The sequence below is a fragment of the Psychrobacter sp. Pi2-51 genome (assembly GCF_904846665.1).
Classification (GTDB): domain Bacteria; phylum Pseudomonadota; class Gammaproteobacteria; order Pseudomonadales; family Moraxellaceae; genus Psychrobacter; species Psychrobacter glaciei.
The window spans coordinates 23,157-46,278 of sequence record NZ_CAJHBP010000004.1 but is presented as its reverse complement, the minus strand read 5'-3'; the positions used below and the strand labels follow the sequence as shown (position 1 = coordinate 46,278).

Below are 23,122 nucleotides of genomic sequence, written 5' to 3'. Positions count from 1 at the left end.
ATACTCAATAGCTTTAGGAATATCTAGATGACCAACTCTGCCCCAGCAAACAAAAATGATGACGATATGCTCAGTATGCACAGCCCTAACTTAGTCGATGACAATGTACAAAAAATTAGCGAGCTGTTCCCCAATTGTATTACAGAAGCAAAAGATGAAAACGGCAAGCTAAAAAAGGCGGTAGATTTTGATTTACTACGGCAAGAGCTGTCACAGTCATTGGTCGAGGGCGGGCAAGAGCGCTATCGCCTCGACTGGCCTGGTAAGCGTCAAGCCATACTAGAAGCCAACGCTCCTATCGCTAAAACGCTACGCCCAGCACGTCATGAAAGTGTCAACTTCGATACGACTGAGAATCTATTTATAGAAGGTGATAACTTAGAGGCGCTCAAGTTATTGCAAGAGAGCTATTTAGGTGAAGTCAAAATGATCTATATCGATCCGCCCTATAACACGGGCAATGACTTTATCTATAAGGATGATTTTAGCGAGGATACCGCAGACTTTTTAGAGCGCTCAGAGCGATTGGATAAAGAAGGTAATCGGCTAATAGATAACTATGAGCTTAACTCCGAAACCAATGGCCGTTTTCATTCTGATTGGCTAACAATGATGTATAGTCGTATAAGACTTACTAAAAGCTTACTAAAAGAAGACGGTGTGATTTTTGTAAGCTGTGATGAGAATGAACATGCTAAATTAAAGCTGATTCTTGATGAAACATTTGGTCAGAATAACTTCATTGCTGATTTAGTATGGGCAGGCGGTCGAAAAAATGACTCTCAGCATATCTCTGTTTCACACGAATATATAATTTGCTATGTGAAGAGCTTAAGCTACCTCAAAAACAAAAAAATAATTTGGAGGCAAAAAAAGAAAGGGTTAGATAATATCTATAAAAAAGCAAACAAATTAAAAAAAGAGTTTAGAAATGATTATCAAAGAATACATGAAGAATTAAAACATTGGTATAAAAATCTAGCGGATGGTGACCCTTCTAAAGATCACAAACACTATAGTCATATGGATGAAAACGGAATCTATTTTGCATCAGATATATCATGGCCTGGTGGTGGCGGACCAAAGTATGAGGTTTTACATCCAACAACTCAGCAACCAGTTAAAATCCCCTCTAGAGGATGGGTTACTAGCTCTCAGGCAAAAATGAAAGAATGGATTGATAATGGACTCGTACATTTCGGTATTGATGAAAATTATGTTCCATGCTTAAAAACGTACTTAAAAGATAAGGAGGTACAAACTCCTTACAGTGTATTTTACCAAGATGGCAGAGCCGCTTCAAAAAGACTAACTCAACTAATGGGTAATAATGTATTTCCTTACCCCAAAGATGAAGAGGTAATTAGTGAGTTAGTGAGTATGGTTACTAATGAAGACGATATAATTATAGATTTCTTCGCAGGCTCATCAACAACAGCTCATGCAGTAATGGATTTGAATGCTCAAGATAGTGGTAATAGAAAATTTATTATGATACAGCTACCTGAAATCACCGATGAAAAATCGGAAGCTCATAAAGCTGGCTACAGTACCATCGCCGAATTATCCAAAGAACGCATACGCCGAGCCGGTCAAAAAATCTTAGCAGATAATCAAGATAAAGACGGTATCAACGACTTAGATATTGGCTTTCGCGTGCTAAAAATCGATGAGACCAATATGAAGAAGGTCTATTACACGCCTGACGAATACTCGCAAGCAGAGCTGGACAACCTAGAGTCGCATATCAAGGAAGACCGCACGGGTGAAGACTTGCTATTTCAAGTCATGCTCGATTGGGGCGTGCCGTTATCCTTACCCATTGAGTCCAAACAGATTCAGGGCAGTACCGTCTATTATGTCGGTATCAACAGCCTAGTCGCGTGTTTTGATACGCTAACGACTGACCTGGTGGATGAAGTATCAAAGGACGAGCCGCTCAAATTCGTCTCAAGCGAGCTAGCGATCGCCCATGACCAAGACAAGACCAATATCAAAGCACGCTTTGCACAGTTATCACCTGATACGCAAGTGAAGTTCATCTAAGGGGCGAAAACATGGAAATTAAATTTAAAGAGCTTCAATACCAGCTTGACTCGGTTAATGCGGTTGCAGATTGCTTTATCGGACAACCCAAAGAGGTTGCGCAGCGATATACTATAGACCAAGGTAAGAAAAACCTACTGTCTGAGCCAAAAGGCGAAAACTTATCCTTATTCACCAATGACGAGCTGGCTAGCACTGGGCAATCCTCATTGTTCGATGAGCTACATATCGGTTATGCCAATGCGCCTATTGACGATCACTCAAGAGTATTAGAAAACATCAAGGGTGTGCAGGCAAGCCAAGGCTTGCCACAGTCATCTGAGCTAATCACGGATGACACCTCTAGCAAAGGCGGTAAAGGACAGAACCTAACCACTAGTGCTATCAATCTAAACATTGAGATGGAAACGGGTACGGGTAAAACCTATTGCTATATTCGCTCTATGATGGAGCTGAACAAGCGTTATGGGTGGTCAAAGTTTATTATCGTCGTACCAAGCATTGCTATCCGTGAAGGCGTAGCAAAAACTTTTGAGATGACGGCTAACCACTTTCAAGAAAAGTTTGGCAAAAAGCCCAGATCGTTTATTTATAACTCTGACCAATTACATGAGCTTGAAACTTTTAGCTCAAGTTCAGATGTTTGGGCAATGATAATTAACGTTCAAGCCTTTAACACTATAAAGCAAGGCGCTAACAATAAAGCCGCCCGTAAAATTTATGCTGAAATGGATGACTTCGGCTCTCGTCGCCCTATCGATGTGATACGTCGCAACCGCCCTATTCTTATTCTGGATGAACCTCAGAAAATGCAGTCTAAGAACACGTTAGAGAGCCTGAGTTATTTTAATCCTTTATTCATCATGCGTTATTCAGCCACCCATAAGCGTGACTACAATCTTGTTTATCGTTTAGATGCTCTAGACGCCTACAATCAAAAGCTGGTCAAAAAGATTACCGTCAAAGGTGTTGAAGTCAAAGGATTGTCTGGCGCTCATAGCTACTTGTATCTACAAGATATAGAAGTGTCTTCATCCGACCCTACGGCTAGGCTTGATATCGAAGAAAAAACCAAATCAGGCGTCAAGCGTCGTGTTCGTCGTGTCAGAAAAGGCGATGACCTCTACACACTATCTAAGCAAGCTGAACAGTACAAAGACCGTTACGTCGTCGCTGAAATAGACGCTCGCGATCAGTCTTTGACTTTTACTAATGGTATAAAAATTCATGTCGGTGAGGCACTGGGTCAAATCGATGAACAGCTGATGCGGACTATTCAGATAAGAGAGACTATTCGCGCTCATTTAGAGAAAGAACGAGTGCTGTTTAATCAAGATATAAAGGTACTGAGTTTATTCTTTATAGACGAGGTAGCAAAATACCGTCAATACGATGAACAAGGCAATCGTGTTGATGGAGAGTATGCGCAAATATTTGTTGAACAGTATGATCAGCTTGTCAATGAGCTGATAGATCTAAATCTAGACAACGACCCTTATATAGACTATCTCAAAGGAATTGATACTAAGCAAACTCATAATGGCTACTTTTCAGTAGATAAAAAAAGCCAACAGATGATAGACCCTAAAACTAAAAAGTTTGATGACGAAGAACTGGGTGGTAAAGTTAGTCTCACCGATGATATTGATGCTTACGATCTTATTTTAAAAGATAAAGAAAGCTTACTGTCCTTTCCTGAGCCACATGACTCAGAAGAGACCCGCCACAAGAAAAATGTTCGCTTCATATTCTCACATTCTGCCCTAAGAGAAGGTTGGGATAATCCTAACGTATTTGTCATTTGTACCTTAAAACATTCTGAGAATACCATCTCTCGCCGACAAGAAGTAGGACGAGGCTTGCGCTTGGCAGTACGCAGCGATGGTTTGCGCATGGATGCGAATCACTTGTCTAAAAGTGACATTCACCTAATAAACAATCTTACGGTAGTCACTAATGAGAGCTATACCGACTTTGTGACCAACTTGCAAAAAGAGTTGGCAGCAGCCTTGTCTAGCAGACCTACCAAAGCAACCAAGGACTATTTCAATAATAAGATACTGACGTTAGATGACGGCAGCAAGCATGAGGTTAGCGAGCGTGAAGCTGATATGATCATTCACTATCTTATCAAAAATGATTACATAGATTTTGATAACCATATTACCGATAGCTATCATGAAGCCGTCAATAATGACAGCTTAGCACCGCTACCAGAGGCACTTGTACCTTTAACAAATCAAATAGTAAAACTAATCGGCGGTATCTTTAATCCCAAAGACCTTGAAGGTATGACCGAGAATGATAACAAGACAACACCCAATCCTATCAATGAGAATAATTTTAAGAGAAAAGAATTCTTAGAGTTATGGAATCGTATTAATCACAAGGCAGTATTTGAGATTAAGATCGATAGTGAAAAACTTATAGCGCAGAGCATTCAATCCGTTGAAGCAGCAGCAAAGCAAAGGAATAATAACTTTGTAGAATCGCTCAGCTATAAGCTTGCTCAATCTACTCAGCGCGATACCATTTCTCATGAAGAATTGATCGCTAAGCAATCGTTTAGCAACCCTACTACCTCAACTGAATCAACGAATGTCTCTGTACGTTCACAAGTGAAATACGACTTGATAGGCTCACTGAGTGAACAGACGGATCTTACCCGTCGTAGTATCGTGGCTATTTTGAAAGGCATCAACAACGCAATTTTTGCGCAGTTCAAAAATAACCCTGAAGCCTTTATACGTGAAGTGGCTCGCCTTATTAATGAAGCACGTATCAAAATGGTTATCCAAGGGCTGACCTACTATACGATCGACCAGACTTACCCGCTTAGTGAGATTTTTGTGTCGAATCAAAAAGTTCCTAGTGACTCGCTAAAAGTTAGCCGACATGTCTTTGACTATGTAGCGACTGACTCGAGCATCGAACGACGCTTTGCTCAAGAGCTAGAAGGCGCAATTGACGATGTAGCCGTATATGCTAAGTTGCCTGATAGATTTAAAATTCCGACTCCTGTAGGCGACTACAATCCTGACTGGGCAATCGCATTTAACGAAGGCAAAGTGCGGCATATTTATTTTGTCGCTGAAACCAAAGGCTCAATGGTCGATGCAGACTTACGTGAAAAAGAAAAGTATCGGATAGAAAGTGCCAAACGGTTCTTTGATGCATTAAACCTAAAGGCTGGCAAGGATAACGGCCTTGCAGATCAAGCCGTAAAATACGGTGTCATTGATAGCTTTGATGAGCTATTAAAGCTGGTTAGTTAGATCAATAGCTTCAACTGAAAATAAGTTTTTAAACAGGTTTTTTTATGAGTGAGTAATATTTCGATAGTGTTGCCTTCACTTGTCAGACGGCAAAACCATTATTTTTCAAGGTGCAACATTATCAAAGCTAAGCACTGTAAAAAATAGAGCAATAGGCTTTATCGTATATGAAAGCCACCAAGCCTTACCGTCTGGGCTTGGTGGGATTTTACTATTTTCAGATTTTCTCAGCTGGGTTGGTTGATATTGGGGTTTGCCTACGTGACATTGCGACATACTATTAAATACATGCCTTTCAGCATATTAAAAGCAATAAAAGGCATCAAGAGGTCACGGATATAAAACTACTGTACGCTATACTATATATAGCTTGTCACGGTGTCACACTAAAACCACCTACTCTACTATCATTACCGAAGACTTAACATTTCAAGGAAATGCAAAAGAGTACTGGTATTATAAACAAAGCTCAACTTTCAACCCTCTAACCATGAAGATGTCATAATACTAGCTCTCGAATAATTATCGGTAGATAATAGCAAATATTTGCCGATATTTTAACTACTTGTCTACTAAAACGAAATTTCGTTTTCATGATGTTTACTGTGCTCTCACTTTTCTGTTTAATTTATATTTAAACAAGCTTTTCATAACATGCCAGCAGGTGCGTAAGGCACGCGTTGTGTTCACCAACTGTAATAACTAATTAAATAAGGCATTTCAGTCATCTTATACCCCTACACCTTTTTTACCGTGACAACGTGACAACCCTTACGTCCTATAGTATTCAGAGCAATAATTATCCGTGACAGTATTTTGATCATACAGGTCAAAAATTAGCTTATAGACCTTTCAATATATGACTTGTCGCTCTGTCACCTCACTAAGATGAGTATTATCAGCAAATAACCCAAATATTTCAGCATACCCGACGAAGCATAATAATCATCCGTCATAGCCAAATTTTTATCAGACCGTCTACATTTTTTCTGTATTACCCTAACATCATAACCATGGAAATTCTCACGCGCACCAATGCGTATCGCACCAGCTAAACCTAGCTTCTTCTTAACATCACGCACTGCCTGCTCACTATGCGCCCTAATCTGCCAATGACTGGCATCGATCAACTGACAACCTATTGTCACGAACTGCTGTAGCATCTCAAGCTGCGTTTCTTTGATCCCAAAATGAATCGATGATACGTTTAAGTTTTGTTTAACAGTAAATATTTTCACAAAATCTTGAAGTTCATCAGGTGTATCAATTGACATCTGATACGCACAATCAAGTGCTTTAACTAGAACCTCTTGATTTTTATGTCCACTCGGCGCACTCAGCAATAACCTATCATCAGTAAAAATCTGACAAGCTTTATCGTAAATCTTTCTAGCTTTATTGACAGAAATACCATGCCGAAGTGCGACCTCTGCCAACTGATCTGCTCTTTTATCAACGCTTATTTTTTGAAGCTCTTCTAACAGCGCAATGACATCGTAAACTTTAGGATGAATAAATATAGATAGCTGGGTATCTACTGCATCATTTTGTGTGTTTTGCTGGCAAGCCATGTTAGCTGGTGTGCTGTTATAAGAAAATAGAGAATCTTTGCTCGCAATCTTGTTGGTTAAATAGCCACGCAACTTATCAAGATGCACCTGTTTAGTACTGGCATCATATGCTCTGCCATCTTGTCTATTCACCGTCTGGTAACCAATACCTGTCACCATCTCAAATATAGTTATAGGCATAACAAGTTTGGCCTTACTCATCTGCCACCCAGCCAGCAAATGAGCGGTATGGATATAATACTCAAACGTAGTATCTGGCGTTAGATGTCCAGCAAGGCTAGCCAGCCCAAACCACATTTCCTTTTCTTTATTATTAGCAAGCACGGCGCTAGCGATAGCCTCGCTATGATCTCTATCATAATCTGTCATCACCTGAGTAAGTGGCGAGTCATTTAATACCAGTGCCAGTTGGCTAATCGATGTATGCCGAAAGCTATGGAAGGTGAAATTATGGGTAATCAGCAATCTATCCCATATTATTTTCATCATATTACTGAAAAATACAGATGGTAGTGGTTGATCGCCTGATCCTTGTGAGAATAAATAGCGGCGCTTTAACCTTTTTTGTTGATAATAGAGTGCGACGAACAGTTGTAATTCGTCAGTCTTGAAAATCTTGTCTATCGGTATTACCCGTTTAGCACTGCTGCTTTTTAGCCGGCGATAGCGATTGGGTTTGAGAATTATTTTTGGCGCTTCAATCACTTGGCCATTAATAAAACCTATATCTGTAATGTCGTTAACCTTAATACCAATAATTTCGTTGATTCGCATACTAGTCCGATAAGCAAGTGCTAAAACAATCAAACAAAGTTGCTTTTGCTCAAAATCTAAATTTGATGACTGAATATAATCTTTCATCGCATGATACACACGTGGTGACACCATCTCAGCTTTTACTACCTGTCGATTATTGCCCCATGGAAAATAAACGTAAGGCGCATCAAAGTTTATACATTGATAATCATGAAATGCTTTCAAGCGGCCATAAGTGAATTTCTGGCTGTCTTTTAAACGGTTAAGATGAGATAGCGGTTGACCAGTAACATTTTTATCACTATCTATATCACTAGACGTATCATCAAACTCTGAAGACTTGCACAGTAAAGACAGCTTACGACCATCTTTCACCTTACTCTGAATAATCTGCTCATAAACTTCCTCAAAGTCACTGCCTTCCCACTGATCAACATCCTCGTCTATTGTCAGCATCAGCCAATCACGACCGATACAGCCAATATATTTACTGACTGTATTGAGCCTAATACTTTTATCACTTAGCAGCGATAGCGTCCAGCCAAGCAGACGCTGTACATTGGGCTGGCTAGCGTCTGTTTCTAATATTGTGATAGTGGAAATAGCGTCATTTCTGGTTAATTTAAGTGCCTCCTGGACTTCTTTGATCACATTTTTACTAAAGCTCGGATAAGCTGTAGCATCTCTCTTGTCTTGTGATTTTCCTGCCGTCTGATAACTGGTATTAAACAGCTCAGACCACTCGAGTGGCTCAGGACTTGGCTTAATGGGCTCTCGGTTATAATGAATAAGCTTCTCAGTCGGCAGCCCCGTGGTTTTGAGATCACCTTGTTTTACCACGGTGAGCGCACCATCAATCAGGCTACCTTCTATTTGCCGCCAGTGGTAGTTGGCATATTTGATGAGCAGTGAGTGCTGCGGGCGATCGATATCTTTATTGGTAAGTTTAAGCGTTTTTGAGATATCGTTGATTATGGTATTAAATGACTTTATCTTGGTAGTGTTTAACTCTTTATCCTTTAGAGCATATAAAAAACACAGACTCATATCATCGGGAACATAATCAACAAAACGGTGCAAGCTTTTACTCTCATCAGCCACGCAGCCATAATTATCATCACATACTTTGAGCGATATCACAGCCAAATACTCTGCCCTACTTTTTTCATCAGTTGCTGGCATGCTAATTTGATAAATCTGACGTTCACCAAATAGCCAGTCATACAATGCTTTCAACACCTCAATATCGTTCATACCGCCATACATGATACTGCAATACAGCACCCCTTCAACCAAGTCGTTTACTGAGAAACGCCGTTTTCGTTGCCAAACCTTTATCATTGTCGCACTACTGTCTGCCACAGCACGTCCATTCACAAACCAATCATAGTTAATGGTCAAGCGCTCACGAGTTGCCAGTATCGGTACCACAGGCTCCTTAAGGTATATCTGGTGAGCTTTATTATAATCACGAACAAACTCTAATAACCCGCGCCGCGCCAATTGGAAGTTTTGAGCGGTATCGAACTTCTCTTCTAGTAACTGGTTAATTGCTTCGTAATGATGCTGCAACTCACAAGGCAATTGCATAGAACTTTGATTGATATATTCTTCGATTAATTTTTTAGCATCACGCTTGATACTCTTTTTAGCCTCTTCTCTATTAAGCTGTCGCAGTTTATGAGCACTCATATTATCCATATAGATGAACCTCAATTTGTTTTAAGTGAAGGTCTGTAGCAATCGCATCTAAATGGGGACTGAGCGTATGCAGCTGATTGATAGAGCTTGATGACATCGGGTGCATAAATTCTTGATCAGCATGCTCGTGACCGTAAAGCGCGCAAATCAGATAATCAGGCACGCGCCCTGTAAGCATGGATCTCAGCTGATGACGCAGCCAATTGTCCTGATGACTAAAAAAGTCTTGCAACTGGTATCGGACGCGGCTTGGCGTAATACTGGCAAAGCCTTTTGGGTTTTTTTGGTAAATTTGAATAAGGGGTTGTTCTGATTGCAAGATGTCATTGATGGGATAAGGTGCTGTTGGACACAATGAATTATAGATAGCGGCAAATTGCTTAATATAAATAATGTAGTTTTGAATAGCCGTTATCAAAAACTTGCTAAGAGGAATGAGCCTGCCATCAGACTGCGCATGACGCTCTTCTTTGTCAGATACCCATAACATGCGCCGCTGAAAGTCAAACTGGTGTAGCAATCCTGGTGCGTGCTTGACTGGACGAATACCAGTTTGGATCATGACAATATGCCACAACCAAATACTATAGCTATTAAACTGCGCAATATAGCGATCCATGTGGGACTTTAGCTTGCCATTAAAGCTCTCGGCACTGACAGCCAGTTGATTAAAGAACTGCTGGCACATTGTGGTCTTTAGTGCCATATCACTACCAATGTGGCTTCTATGCCCGTTCATCGGTACGCTACACTCATCTATTAAAAGTGCTTTTTGCTCATCATTGCAATATTCAGTTATCAGCTCTACCGCTTTTATATAAGTTTGCTCTAACTCTACCGTTTTAGTGCTAAGGTAATACAGCGCAGAGCTATGCCGTACATCAACACCTGTGATCAGGTCAGCATATAATGGCTTATTAAGCTCGTTTTTGATCAATATAAACAGGCCTGCTTCAATATATTGCGGACTCAGTGTTGGCAGGTTAAGCAGATCTTTAGCATAAGAGATAGCATCTTTAACAGTATCGGATGAAACGGTAATTTTATCCTCAAGCATAATCTGTAAAGCTTCAGGAATTGCACGATAAAAGGTACTGCCATAGCTTTGTCTGTGGGCAAGCAGATGACTTCGAGTATTGGTCGTCACATCAATCATGATGGCAATGCTACTAACTTTACGGACACGGTCATAGACCAAATACTGCCGTTGACTGTGACTACATTGCCAATCAGCAATGATGCTATCGATACTAAGTCCACTTAATAGTGACAGTAGTAAGACGACATACCCAATGCCACTTTCTTTATCAACACTCATAAAGCGCTGCCAAAGCGTGGCAAATAACATTTGGTATCCGGTAATGCTTAGCTGACGATGATTGGTTGGGAAATGAAATTGATTACGGCGGGCATGTTGATGGTTATTTTTCAATCGCCATTGCTGTAGCTCAGAGGATTTAGCAATTTGTGTGGCTGGCTTAAAGTCATTGTCTAGCAAAGGTACTTCGTTGTCATCAGCAATATTTTCAGCGATTGCCACGTTACTGTGCTTTTTTGATTGTTTCGTACCAAACACTATACTTTGTAGTGGCTCATTGTCAGTATCCACTAATGTCTTGATGACGGTTTGAGCCGACTTTACGCGTTTAGTACTCTCAGTATAAGTTTTGCCAACAAAGGTTTTATTATTAATTACCACCTCATAAGCCAGCCTGATTTGACCTATTTTACTACCAAGATATTGGTTCGCTGTTTTACCTGTTGCCTCTTTCTGTTTAACGCTTGCCTCATATTGTCTGATATAAGATAAGCATGAGGACAAGCTGTCGCGCTGGGCGTGAATGCTGATTAACTGGTCGAGAATGCTACGTTGTGGATCAGTAGGTCTTAGTGCCATACGAACACGCACACCAAGCCTATCTATTTTAGCAAAGTGCTTGTCATGACGTGCTGTGATCATAAATATCACTTTTAAGTAGCCGCTCATAAACCGCCAAGCATTACTATTAACGTCTATCGCACCATAGGCCTGATAGAAGACTATCAGCATATAGGTAACCGCCCACTCTCCAGTTTTACCTTCCCGAATGGTTTGTGTCATTACCTCAGTGCAGTCTATGCCAGTAAAGTCTGCAAAATTAGACTCCGATGTTGAGGACAGTAAATCAATATCATCATCTGGCACTAAATTAATCACATCAATCACAAGCTGAGACATTTGTATGTGATGTGGTGAATCTATTGGGATAAGCTTATCAAACACTCGCCTATCGATTACTTCATTAAATAATTTAGTGTGAACCATAAGAAGTTTCCATCCAACTCAGGTTTTTGGGTAGCCCCAGCATCACCTCATCATTGGCTAATTTACACTGCTGATACTCATAAGCACTTTGGCTGATACCAGCGAACCTACAATAATTATCTACCGTTAGGCGCTCAATATTCATGAGTTCGCAAATAATACTTTTTGGAGCACTGGAGCTTAATGCTTTTAAAAAATCAGGGTGATTAATTCCCCGTGAGAAGGCCAGCTCGACAACCTCACTCCAAGCCAAACGCTTAATATCTCTGAAGCTTTCAGCGGCAACTAGACAAGGCTGACGTAAACTCATCTCGTCTATTAGAATTTCATCAAACCTTCTAAACTCATTAAAAAAATAATAAGTCGAATCTTTACCAATCACCAATCGTAGCGGTGGGCGGTAATAATCATCCAAGCCACCTATATTTATACTAGCTATTCTTGGCCTAAATTGATGCCATATCAGCAATGCCTTTTGCGCATCTTGATGAACAACCAGATTATATTTACTGAAAGTTATAAACTTCTGAGTCGGCTTTAGATGAATTTTATTCATTTTACTATTTATAATAGTGAATTATATTAATTATGATATGTTATAACTTATCAATTGTAAAGCCTTTAATATTGCTGTTATATTTTTATCCCTATCCAACTAAAATACTGATTCACAACCATTTTTTAGACAAAAAAAATACTCCCTAACCCATGACAAATAAAGGCTAAAGAGTATTTTAAAATTTCAATTTTAGTTGGGTGAGGAGGTTAACGTCTTATATCAGTAGACCTTCCTATCAAGCTTAGTTCTCTTCATTAACATCGGGAACATACTTTAAAACATCCCCTGGGGTGACTTTTAATACTTGGCACAACTTACTCAGGGTATCGAATTCTATGCGAGTTGTCTCATCGTTATAAATTCTATGAAGCGTTGACTTGCTGATGTCTGTCATTCTTACTAAATCTGCAACTCGCAATCTTCTTTCTGCTAAAAGCACTGGTAGATTACATGAAATCACAATAAAATCCTTATTGGTAAGTAAAAAATACTTGCCAGTGACTACTTTTCTGTTAAAATAATACTCGTTGGCAATAACTAAGTTCCTGTCAAAAACTATTTTGTGCTGACTAACGCTTTATTATGTCATAGACTCATCTTGCTGCTCAATAGCTGGCTAACTATGATGGGGGCGACTTATTCAATATATATAGTCACTATAGAAATGTGACACTAATCATAGTCATTCTGCCATTAAAAAGGAGTAGGTTGTGGGCATCAGGATTGAATGGAGCATGACACAAAATGCTTGGGACAAACGGCTCTGTGAGGATTATTGGGCCTATAATCATGAAATTAGCTATGTAGATTATGTGCGTATGCTCTGTCAGAAATACAATATTAGCTCGCAAACATTGTTTGAAACTATAAGCCAATGCTATGCTTGCTTAGATGATGTTTGCTGTGAATATTGTGGGAGCGCCTGTCCTATTGAGGTACCTGCTGATATCGCCTATATGCGGGCAAAAGAGAGTTGGTTTTGTGCAGTATGTGAGCATGCTATGTGGAGAAGTAACTTTATTAGCAAATAAATAATCAAATCTACTTTTGGCTGAAAAACTGATATTTTATCTGACATAATCAATCCCTCTCACTCAAAGCGCTAACTCTATTTGTATTCATGACGATTTAGTTTTCGTTGACTTTATCCCAGATAGTTTGCGAGTAATTGATTAAGTCTCTATCGGTCAGATTTTCAGTATCGAATAGATCATTTAACCTTAGCATTGCCCGCTCCACCGCTACCATTATTCAGCGGATAGAAACTACCTTATTGCAGCTTTAAATCCTGTTAACGTAGCTTAGAAAAGCGGTAGTGACTCATGATAATATTACTGAAATAAACCTCATCATCATCGAGCCTGTCACGTAGCATAGGTTGCAAATGGCGAGCATAAAGACTTAGCTTCTCTATATCCTTATTATCGTAATCGATAATCTGCGACATAAATTCATACTGACGGGTTTAATCATGGTGATCTTGCACTAAGTCGCTTCGGCGCATTAGCTGCCCTTTTAGTATTTATCACATTGTGTGCTTATTAGTCTTTAAACAGCTGGCTAGTGCTAAGCTCACTGACGATTATGCTTTTAATAAAATTACTTTATGGATTAAGTAGTAATTTCTTAGATGCTTATAGCCTTGTTAACGAGGGTTTAACATTATTAGTGTGCTGAATAAATATCGATAATGATTAGATATAGGTAGTAGCAAAAAATATGCTAACGCTATATACGGCATATTGTTAGCACTCTTTTTGGGTTCGAAAATTTACTCAGGTGAGTTTGCCAAAATTGGGGTTTGTAGCCATGCGTATCATAAGATTATTAAACAGCATCAGTTTATAGGCTCAATGAGTGGCAAAGGTAATTGTTATGACAACGCACCCATAGAGAGCTTCTGGGGTGTATTAAAGAATGAGCTGGTATATCATCAGGACTATAAGACCAGATTTGCCGCTATTACCGATATCATTAGATACATCGAGCTATATTACAACCAAACGAGAATTCAAAAGGGTTTAGGCTATAAATCGCCAAGACAGGTGTGGTTTGACTATTATCGTCAAGCGGCGTAACTAAAATCTCCCAAGTTTAACTGTACGGATTTGACGGCAGGGGTCACATTGATAAATTCCTTTTATTTGTAAATTCCTTTTTTAGTATTTTAAGAATAATTTTTTTTGATCCAATCAACACAGTAATATTACATTTCCCTTTAGAGTAAATAACCACTCGTAAGTTTAAGCATATTTTTTACAACATCACTATCTAGCTGAGCAAATGCAATGGGTTTGTATGAATCATTGTTCGAACTTCACTGTGTGTTATACCATTTACTAATATTTCATCTATAAAATTACTAAAAGCTTCTACAATGGGAATATGATGTGCTTGCCCATAATCAGTGACCATAACGCAAGAATCAACCCCGAGAATCTTAATATTTTCAGCCATTTCTGCTACTGTTAAATTATTAAAATCTGACGAACAAGCTAAATAACATTTTTCAATAATTGCTCCCTGATATACTAGATCTTTTTGAACTTCAAAAGGAATACGAGCAATACCCAGATCGGCATGCTGAATTAAAATCTTATCTATCCCATGTAATTTTGCTTCTCTAACAAGAATGCATACTTCTTTAACAGATAAGTGACCTGTTGATAAAATAGCATTCGAAGATGCTATTAATTCTAATATTTCATGCACATGTATCTTTAATTTGTCATTCTCATCAAGAATTTCGATGCCATAACCTTGCTGGGAAAGCATATTACTATTCTTAAAAAGATTTGTTTTCCTTTCTTCAAAATAATTTTGATGTTGTTTTGATGAAAACGTGGGCATCCAGATAACTTGTGCACCAGATTGGATAGCAGCATCTACAGTAAATGGGTTAAGTCCCCCGCTGAAATGGTTTAGTACTAAACCACCTATAACCTTAACGTCTTCTTGCTTTAAATTTAATAAAGTAGCTCTGTCGTAAGTCTGTGATTCATGTGACTTGATGACAATGCTATGCATTTTTGCTTGTTTAGCATCTTCAAGCAGTTCCCAATCGTTTTGCTTTCTTGGAAATAGGCTGGGACTGGAATGACAATGCATTTCAATCGCGCCTTCGAGTAGAGGGTTGTAAGTGGCCATATTCATTACCTTTTTATTAAAAAAACTTTAAACTATGCTATGCCAAGAGCACGTAGGATATTCATAACACCCAGATAAATAGCGAATCCTACAGCGAAAATCCCAAGAATATTTGTTGTTGGTTTATTTCTAAATTTTCCAGCAATTGATTTTTTGTTAATTAAATAAAATATGAAAATGGCTGTGATTGGTAATAACATGCCATTAACGGACTGCGCCATAATAATAGTCCAAACAGGATTTTTGACACCAGCAGCAAAGATGAAAGGAACCCATGCAACTAGTGTAAAAACAATGCGAAAGGGTGGACTCTTCATATCAGAAGATAACTTGAAGCTTTGTGTTACAACATATGCAGCGGAAAGAGCAGCCATCGGCATTGAAGAAACTGCTGCTGCAAAAAGTCCTATACTAAACAAAAAGAATGCAGCATTACCTAGTAAAGGTTCCAATGCCATAGCCATTTGCTGAGCTCCGACAATTTCAAGACCTTCAGAAATTCGTAGTGGGTTTAATACTTTTGCAGCTACTACTCCTACGGCCATAGTCACTAGCCCACCTAAGAATATCGGAATAAGTGTGTCAAATCGCATAAGCCTCATGTTTTTATCTGGATTTTTATGCCATCCTCTTTCTACAACACCCGAGGAATGCAAGTAAAGGTTATACGGAACCACCGTCGTTCCTATTAAGCCAAGAATTAACATCGTGTCCGAAATTTCGAATTTAGGAATAATTAGTCCGGTCAGAACTTGTGAGTAATCCGGTTGAACGATCACCATATTTATTAGAAATGTCACACTCATAATCGCAACAAGAATAGTGATAGCCTTTTCCATTACTGAATATTTACCTATCATTAACAATGCCCAATAGAACAAGGTAACGATAAACATCCATCCCCAAACTGGGAACCCTTCAACTAGACCACCAAGGGCAATTCCTACTCCTGATAAGTTTCCTACCGAATAGATAGAATTCCCACCAGCTATTGCAACAACAGCGATTAAACTTGCCCATAGTCCCAATTTTTCTCTAATAAGTGTTGCTAATGGGAGGCCAGTAGCTAGAGCTAAACGTGCAGCCATCTCTTGGAGTACAATCGTTAAAATAACTGCTAATGTGACTGATGCCCATAATAAGTTATAGCCATTGTTGGTTCCTGCTACGATGCTTGTCGTAATAGTTCCCGTTCCGATAAAAGCTCCTGCAACCATCATCCCTGGCCCTAGTTGCCTGAACAGAGAAAATATACTGTCTTTTTTTTCATCTTGTATTATTTCTTTATCCGTTGTCTTGAGCTTGTTTTCTTCCATGAATTTGCCCACTTCTATACCCCTTCTACTATAAAAACTAACAATGAGGAATTGATAAATGAATTGTGTTGTTACTTCTTACATCAAGTAAATCTGGTGCTAATAAAAGGGTTTCATTAGCATCATAAGATGCTACCCAGATATTATTTTTTTTGACTAGAGGAACATCATGGCCAGGATAAAGAGTATGCGCAAGACCACTTAGTTTTCGTATAGATTTAATGGCTTCTTCCTTGTCCCATACTACTCCAAGCGGACCATGAGTTAATTCAGATCGATTTTTAATAGCGTCACTCGCAAAAACTTTGCCACCTACATCAAGCGCAATCATCCCAGGAGTATGTCCAGGTGCACCTATAATAGTCATGCCTTCAATATCTGCACCGTCTGAGACCAAGTTTAATTTAGATGAACTCCTTAGCTCTTTTTGATGGAAATCAGGAATGGCAAGATCCTGTGTATTTTCTTGAAATTCTTTCTCATTTACATAGATTTGAGCTTCAGGAAATAATGTCCAATTAACTGCGTGATCAAAATGAAGATGACTCAAGATGATTCCATGAATATCTCCCTGTTCAATAGATAATTCACTTAGCTTCTTTAGAAGAAAGATACGTTCGTTGTAGCCTCCTGTATCAAAAAGATAGTTATAAGTAGTCCCTTTTTTATTTACTTTTATTAAATGAACACTACTCCAACCGAGATACCCCCTAGTAGCTCGAGCGGGAAAACCTTCAAATATTGTGATTGTTTCAATATTACTAATCATTTTCTATATCCCTATCTAGTGTAATCTTATGATAAATCTTGATAACATCTCCCTTAAATAGTTTCTACAATTTCTAATAATCAAAATATCTCTTACTAACTTTTCTATCTACGAATTTGTCATTATTTCTCTTACAATATATTCAGCAATAGCCAAAGATGATGTTGCGCCTGGAGATGGGGCGTTACGAATATGTGTAATACGGCCTTGTTTTCTAATAACAAAATCGTCTACTAAAGAACCATCGGTTTCCATTGCTTGTGCGCGGATACCTCTTGTAGCAGGGGTTACCGAGACACTAGATAAAGACGGAACATATTTAGCTGCTTCTTCAATAAAGCTTACTTGACTTAATACCGTACGTAACTCACGCATTGCTGCAGGCATATTTTTAGATGAGAATTTCCAAAAACCTCTATAAGTTAGGAAATCATAAATATCTGAAACGTTATAATCTTTACCGCTATAATTCTCCCTACCTAAAGAGATAAATGCATTTGGCCCAATAGTCATTTGCCCATCAATTCTCTTCGTAAAATGCACGCCTAAGAAAGGATATTTAGGATCAGGGACGGGATAAATCAAACCTTTAACATGCTCTTTATAGTTTTCATCAATCACATAATATTGACCAAAAAATGGAACTATTTTTGGGGTTGCTATATCACCTGACTGAGCTGCCAGTCGATCAGATTGCAAACCAGCACAAGCAATCACATGATCAAATTCAGCATGATAATGGTCATTATCAGAAAAATGTACAGTTATCTTTTTATTTTTTTCGCTCAAATTTACAACTCTTTTTCCAAAAATAATTTCGCCGCCTTTTTTTTTGATTTCTTTAGCAATTTCTTTAGCAATATCTCCATAACTTACAATAGCGGTATGAGGAGAATAAAGTGCTTTAATACCAATACAATTAGGTTCTACTTCTTTAATTTCTTGGGTGTTCAACATTTGAACATTTGGTACTTTATTTGCTATAGATTTCCGATAAAGGCTTTCTAACCTATTTTCTTCAATTTCGTTTAAAGCAACGACCACTTTTCCACACTCGTCGTATGCAAGATTATGCTCTAAACAATATTGTTTGATTAGTTCAGCACCTCTACGACATAAGCGTGCTTTAAGACTATTAGGCTCATAATAGAGACCTGCATGTACAACACCGGAGTTATGGCTTGATTGATGTTGGGCTACATCTACTTCTTTTTCGAATACAGTTACTCTAGAATCTGGGAAGTCTAAAAGTAATTGCCGAGCAACAGAGAGTCCATTGATTCCACCTCCAATAATGCCATAATGGTTATTAATCATATAAACCTCCTTGATAAGATAAATAGTATGGAACAAATTAAAAAGTCAAAAACATTAGCTGAGGAAGCATTTGAAATTTTGCAGGATGCTATTATTAACCATAAGTTACAATTTAACGTACTTTATTCTGCCACTGAGTTGGGTCAAATGCTTGGTGGTATATCTCGGACACCTGTTAGAGAAGCGGCTCAAATGCTTGAAAAAATTGGTATTGTCCGAATAGAAAGAAATAGAGGTATTCGGATTTTACCAACATCATTTGCAACAATGATCGAGTCATTTCAGATTCGTTTGATGCTTGAGGTTCCATTAATTAGTAGAGTTGCCGAAGTAAGAACAAAAGAAGACTTAAATCAACTCAACCAAATTTTCGAGGTCTTCAAAAATAAAGCTATGTCTGAAGATGTTACTGGAACACTAAAATCAGACCGGGACTATCATTTAGCTCTTTTACAAATCGCAGGCAATCGAAAAGCAATTGATGTTATTAGCAATTGTCGTAATCAAGTTCTTATTGCTGGCTCTGCTACAATCCCTCATTCAAGAAGTTGTATAGAAACCTTTGAAGATCACCTCGAGTTACATCAATCAGTTATAGATGGCGACTCTAAAGGCGCCGCTATTTTCATGAAAAACCATATTATTAATACCGCAACCCTGTTAATTGAACAGGAGTCATCTCGTCGTGATAACTGGTCAAATAATTGTAAAGATGGTTTATTCGATTGGATTTGATTATTGCACGTTGCATGCAACATGTAAATAGCAAGATACTAGGTTTAATTATTTTAGTAGATGAGATTGGTGACGGATAAGTGGATTTTCAGTACTTACACTAAGATATACTTAAATTAAAAAATCGGTCGTATTGTAAGAAACATGCTGAAATCAGGCATAGTTGGTTAATAAAGCCTAATCAAACACTGTGAAGTGAAGCTCAATTTTTTTTAGAAAAACAACGCATTCCTTCTAATGGTTCGCTTTAATAGATGTCTAAAATGATAGTTGAACCGCCTCGGATATGCCGAATAAATATCGATAATGATTAGATATAGGTAGCACCCTTTTTGGGTTCGGAAATTTACTCAGGTGAGTTTGTCAAAATTGGGGTTTGACCCCTGCCGTCAACCCCGTACACATAAACTTGGGAGATTATAGTATTGCGTGTGGAATGAAAAATATCAGATCAAATTTTGGTATTAGTTTGTATCGCTAAATTGAGACTCGAGTGGCTTAATATCATAGCCAAAATATTTTTTTATAACGTCTTGCAGATTACTCATACTGATGTTTAGCACCTCCTCGTAGCCACTATTGCTGTACATTTCTAATTGGGTATCGCGAATAAATAAAAAGCGTTTACCAACAACCATCGAGAAACGTAACTGGCTACTAAATGGATAGATAATATCGGCAGAAAAGCGGTTTTCAATACTGTGATAGATTTCGGTTTCAGACTTTGCGGCAATATCAATTTCCATTTGTTTTTTTTCTACATTACGTTTTCGGTGGTAGACTGTGATCACGTCGTTTTCTATCGTAGTCCTAAAGCGCATGCCGTAACACTCATATAAAATGGGGGTTGCGGCTGGGATAAGTTGAATGGATGGCCACCCATTGCCAATATCTGCAAAGTAGCGCTGGTTGTTTATTTCCAGTCTTACTAGTCGGTGGATATCTTTTCCACCAATGCGAGCAGAGTGCAAGTATGCATCTAACCCAACTGCTTTGGTTGCAGCTAAGTAGCTTAGAGCTTTGTCTGAACAGGTACCGCCATATGCCATCGTTGCAGGGTGTACGTTGTTGAGTAGGTATAAATTATGGAATGGCTCTTGAATAAATTTATCGAGTAGTATTTGTTGAGCTAAATGCACTGTCATCTATGAGCCCCTCCTCGTTTAGCAATAGCACAATCAAATGTTGGATAGCTAAAAAAGTAAGGATCGTCTACATCATATGTGAATGTATCTTTCCATATTTCCTTAAGTTCTGCTATTTCTGTATTACCGTTACGGGTTAGATGGTCCACTACCAACTTTCGGATGCCACTGCCAACATCAAACGAGGTCTTTTTCCGGTTTGCGATATCGGCAGGTAATAAGTGCCTAAAGGCGTCCCTAAGTGCTATTTTGTTGTAACCGGGAATATAGAACTGCTTATGCTCAAGGTTATCGGCAACCCTCTTTACTGTACGATCTAAAAATGGGCAACGAGCTTCAATACTATGTGCCATGCTGCACGTATCAAGCCTGCGAAGTTCTGTAAAGTGCATATCGGTTATCAGCCTAGTACGAATAACTTGCCACTCTTTTTCGGATAGTTGCTCATGGTAACCAGCAAATAGCTCATCTGCCCCCTCTCCGGTTAGTACTACATTCAAGTCTTTTGTGCGTGCGGCTTGAGCTAATAAATAGGTCGCAAGACCATTGCTAATGATCGATGGATTGTAACTTTCAGTTGCGTAAAGTACCTTATCAATCAATGCGGGTAACTTTTGCTCACTTGGTAATGGGATGTATATAACTTGTTTTAATCCTAGGTGTTTAACAAGCCTTTCAACCATAGCAACATCAATACTATCGTAATCTCCCAGAGTAAAATAAGTTACGTCTTGGCGATGCTGACAAGTTATAGCCGCAATAATCGAACTATCTAGACCTCCGCTCAGGAAAACACCGAAGGGCTGTTTGGGTAAGCGTTTAATGACTGCTTGTTCCATTGCTGAAAGCAGATTAGATGTTGTACTGGTTAACTGTTGGTGGCGTGCTATTTGGGTAAGCGTACCCGTGGCTAAGTCAAACTGACTAATACCAAGGGGCACTTGCTCGAACCAGTCAATATTTTGTAGGGCTTTAAGTTCACTGACAACAAATAGGTTGTTATTGGCTTGACCATAAAACAGTGGCTTTTTACCCATATGGTCGCGAAACAATAGAATCGAATTTGTCTCCAGCTGATAAATAACCCCTGAATAAAATCCGTCTAACTCACTTAGTACCTGCTCACCCAGTTGAGCGAATAGTGGTGCGATTACATGTGTATCGCAGTCGCTATTGCGGAGGAGGTTATATTGTTTTGCAAGTAAATCTGCATTGTAAATCTCGCCATTAAAAGCTCCTATCATACAGCTGGATTTGTAAGGTTGGCGTCCTGTAATGCTTTCATCATTAATTGCCAAACGTGCAAACCCAATAGCTAATTTCCCTTTGATCCAACAGTGTTGATCATCAGGACCTCGATGAGAAAGGCGAGTTAAAGTAGCTGATATATTCTGTTCGGCGGTATCACCGTGAAGTACGACTATTCCGCACATAGTTGCGCTTCTTTCTTGAACTGTAGCTGATTACGCAATTGCATTAACAGTTCACCTAACCGATTCAAGCCACTACCATCTTCTGCATCGCCCCAATAGCTGTCATTGAGTGTATGTTCGGCTATGTGATATTGCTGGGTTGATAATAATAGCGCTTCAAGTTCGGGGTTCTGAGTAAATTTGGCTGTAAGTGCTTGCAGCATTATATCTTCCTTAATGTTATGCCAGTTAGTTTGTAGGTGTTGTGATTCTAACTGCTTAGCCATTTGTTTAGCCAACATAGGACTTGCTGCACAGCGTATGCGCTCTTGCAATGTATGGTCTCTAAATTTTTGTGCTTGGTAAAAGTGCTCTGTTGTCGGCCAAATTTTATTATGCAGATATATGGCATGTTTTGAAAAGTTAGAAAGCTCTCCCCAGGTTTGGTCTGAATGGTAAAATAAAATAGAGTTAATATTGTCATATTCGACACCTAAAGGCAGGCAGTGCCCTAATTTTTCGTTTTTACTTTTCAAGTAATCTATATTTTCAGGCCGTATTTGTGGGTGTGTATTAAGTAGTTCTACTTCGATTCCTGCTTGTTCTAGTGCGCGTCGTTTACGTGGGTTGTTTGATACCAAGCGCACTTGTTTTATTTCCATTCCTTTTAGCACATCTATGGCTGGTGCATAGTCGCGAACATCTTGTTCTAAACCCAGTGCCTCAAATGACTCTGCTGCATCTAAAGCTTCACTCTGCATTTTGTATACTGCTTGAATCTTATTAGAAAGGCCCTGACCACGGCCTTCTTGATGTAAGTGGAAAATGATCCCACTTCCATTGTGTGCCATTATTTTCATGGATTCGCGCAATTGGTCGGCACAGTCACAGTCCCTTGCTTCAAATACTTCAGAAGCTAGGCAAGAAGAATGTAATCGCAGTATTGGGTTACTCTCTAGTTTATTGATATCACCAAAGGTGACTACTCGTAACATTTCGTTGCCAGTATCGTACATTCTAAATGTGCCGTGTAGTGTTGGGAGTTCACAGTAATCTTTAAAAGGCATT

At 38.9% G+C, this 23,122-nt stretch carries 14 protein-coding genes and 1 pseudogene; 4 read left to right on the top strand and 11 right to left on the bottom strand.

Features of this window, described 5'->3' with window-relative positions; genetic code table 11:
- The first annotated feature begins 27 nt into the window (after positions 1–27).
- Positions 28–2,046 (top strand): site-specific DNA-methyltransferase, encoded by a 2,019-nt coding sequence (locus tag JMY08_RS03225; RefSeq protein ID WP_227679574.1) that lies wholly within the window; start codon positions 28–30, stop codon positions 2,044–2,046.
- 11 nt (positions 2,047–2,057) lie between these two features.
- The gene (locus tag JMY08_RS03220) at positions 2,058–5,321 is read left to right on the top strand and encodes a DEAD/DEAH box helicase family protein (RefSeq protein ID WP_201590360.1); all 3,264 of its coding nucleotides are present in this window, start codon (positions 2,058–2,060) and stop codon (positions 5,319–5,321) included.
- Positions 5,322–6,196: 875 nt separating this feature from the next.
- On the opposite strand, the gene JMY08_RS03215 is transcribed toward JMY08_RS03220, so the two are convergent.
- From JMY08_RS03215 to JMY08_RS03200, 4 genes are all read right to left on the bottom strand, one after another.
- Positions 6,197–9,349, bottom strand: a complete 3,153-nt coding sequence (locus tag JMY08_RS03215) for a tyrosine-type recombinase/integrase (protein ID WP_201590357.1) — start codon at positions 9,347–9,349, stop codon at positions 6,197–6,199.
- On the bottom strand, positions 9,342–11,654 hold the full coding sequence (locus tag JMY08_RS03210) for a hypothetical protein (protein ID WP_201590340.1): 2,313 nt from the start codon (positions 11,652–11,654) through the stop codon (positions 9,342–9,344). The genes JMY08_RS03215 and JMY08_RS03210 overlap by 8 nt, the downstream gene beginning before the upstream one ends.
- Positions 11,641–12,210, bottom strand: coding sequence for a hypothetical protein (locus tag JMY08_RS03205; RefSeq protein WP_201590337.1), 570 nt, complete (start codon positions 12,208–12,210; stop codon positions 11,641–11,643). The genes JMY08_RS03210 and JMY08_RS03205 overlap by 14 nt, the downstream gene beginning before the upstream one ends.
- A gap of 244 nt (positions 12,211–12,454) precedes the next feature.
- Entirely contained in the window at positions 12,455–12,673 is a 219-nt protein-coding gene (locus tag JMY08_RS03200; protein ID WP_173239356.1) for a helix-turn-helix domain-containing protein, read from the bottom strand.
- A gap of 1,342 nt (positions 12,674–14,015) precedes the next feature.
- Between JMY08_RS03200 and JMY08_RS03190 the strand changes: the two are divergent.
- Positions 14,016–14,291 (top strand): annotated as a pseudogene (locus tag JMY08_RS03190) (IS3 family transposase); the annotation flags it as partial.
- A 193-nt stretch (positions 14,292–14,484) separates the two neighbouring features.
- Here the strand turns inward: JMY08_RS03190 and JMY08_RS03185 are convergent.
- The 4 genes from JMY08_RS03185 to lhgO form a co-directional block, all read right to left on the bottom strand.
- Complete coding sequence (locus JMY08_RS03185) at positions 14,485–15,360, bottom strand: DUF6282 family protein (protein ID WP_201590331.1); 876 nt, start codon at positions 15,358–15,360, stop codon at positions 14,485–14,487.
- Positions 15,361–15,392: 32 nt separating this feature from the next.
- Positions 15,393–16,676 (bottom strand): Nramp family divalent metal transporter, encoded by a 1,284-nt coding sequence (locus tag JMY08_RS03180; protein WP_201590328.1) that lies wholly within the window; start codon positions 16,674–16,676, stop codon positions 15,393–15,395.
- A gap of 37 nt (positions 16,677–16,713) precedes the next feature.
- A complete protein-coding gene (locus tag JMY08_RS03175) occupies positions 16,714–17,445 on the bottom strand; it encodes an MBL fold metallo-hydrolase (protein ID WP_201590313.1) in 732 nt (243 codons plus the stop codon).
- A 108-nt stretch (positions 17,446–17,553) separates the two neighbouring features.
- The gene (gene lhgO, locus JMY08_RS03170; protein ID WP_201590295.1) at positions 17,554–18,762 is read right to left on the bottom strand and encodes an L-2-hydroxyglutarate oxidase; all 1,209 of its coding nucleotides are present in this window, start codon (positions 18,760–18,762) and stop codon (positions 17,554–17,556) included.
- A 27-nt stretch (positions 18,763–18,789) separates the two neighbouring features.
- On the opposite strand from lhgO, the gene JMY08_RS03165 reads away from it, so the two are divergent.
- The gene (locus tag JMY08_RS03165) at positions 18,790–19,497 is read left to right on the top strand and encodes a GntR family transcriptional regulator (RefSeq protein WP_201590293.1); all 708 of its coding nucleotides are present in this window, start codon (positions 18,790–18,792) and stop codon (positions 19,495–19,497) included.
- Between the two features lie 464 nt (positions 19,498–19,961).
- On the opposite strand, the gene JMY08_RS03160 is transcribed toward JMY08_RS03165, so the two are convergent.
- From JMY08_RS03160 to ribA, 3 genes are read right to left on the bottom strand one after another with little or no spacing between them, the layout of a single operon-like run.
- A complete protein-coding gene (locus JMY08_RS03160; RefSeq protein WP_201590291.1) occupies positions 19,962–20,642 on the bottom strand; it encodes an arylamine N-acetyltransferase in 681 nt (226 codons plus the stop codon).
- The gene (locus JMY08_RS03155) at positions 20,639–22,075 is read right to left on the bottom strand and encodes an asparagine synthetase B family protein (protein WP_201590288.1); all 1,437 of its coding nucleotides are present in this window, start codon (positions 22,073–22,075) and stop codon (positions 20,639–20,641) included. Before JMY08_RS03155 ends, JMY08_RS03160 begins: the two co-directional genes overlap by 4 nt.
- Positions 22,063–23,121 (bottom strand): GTP cyclohydrolase II RibA, encoded by a 1,059-nt coding sequence (gene ribA / locus JMY08_RS03150; protein ID WP_201590285.1) that lies wholly within the window; start codon positions 23,119–23,121, stop codon positions 22,063–22,065. The genes JMY08_RS03155 and ribA overlap by 13 nt, the downstream gene beginning before the upstream one ends.
- Between the last annotated feature and the right edge of the window lies 1 nt (position 23,122).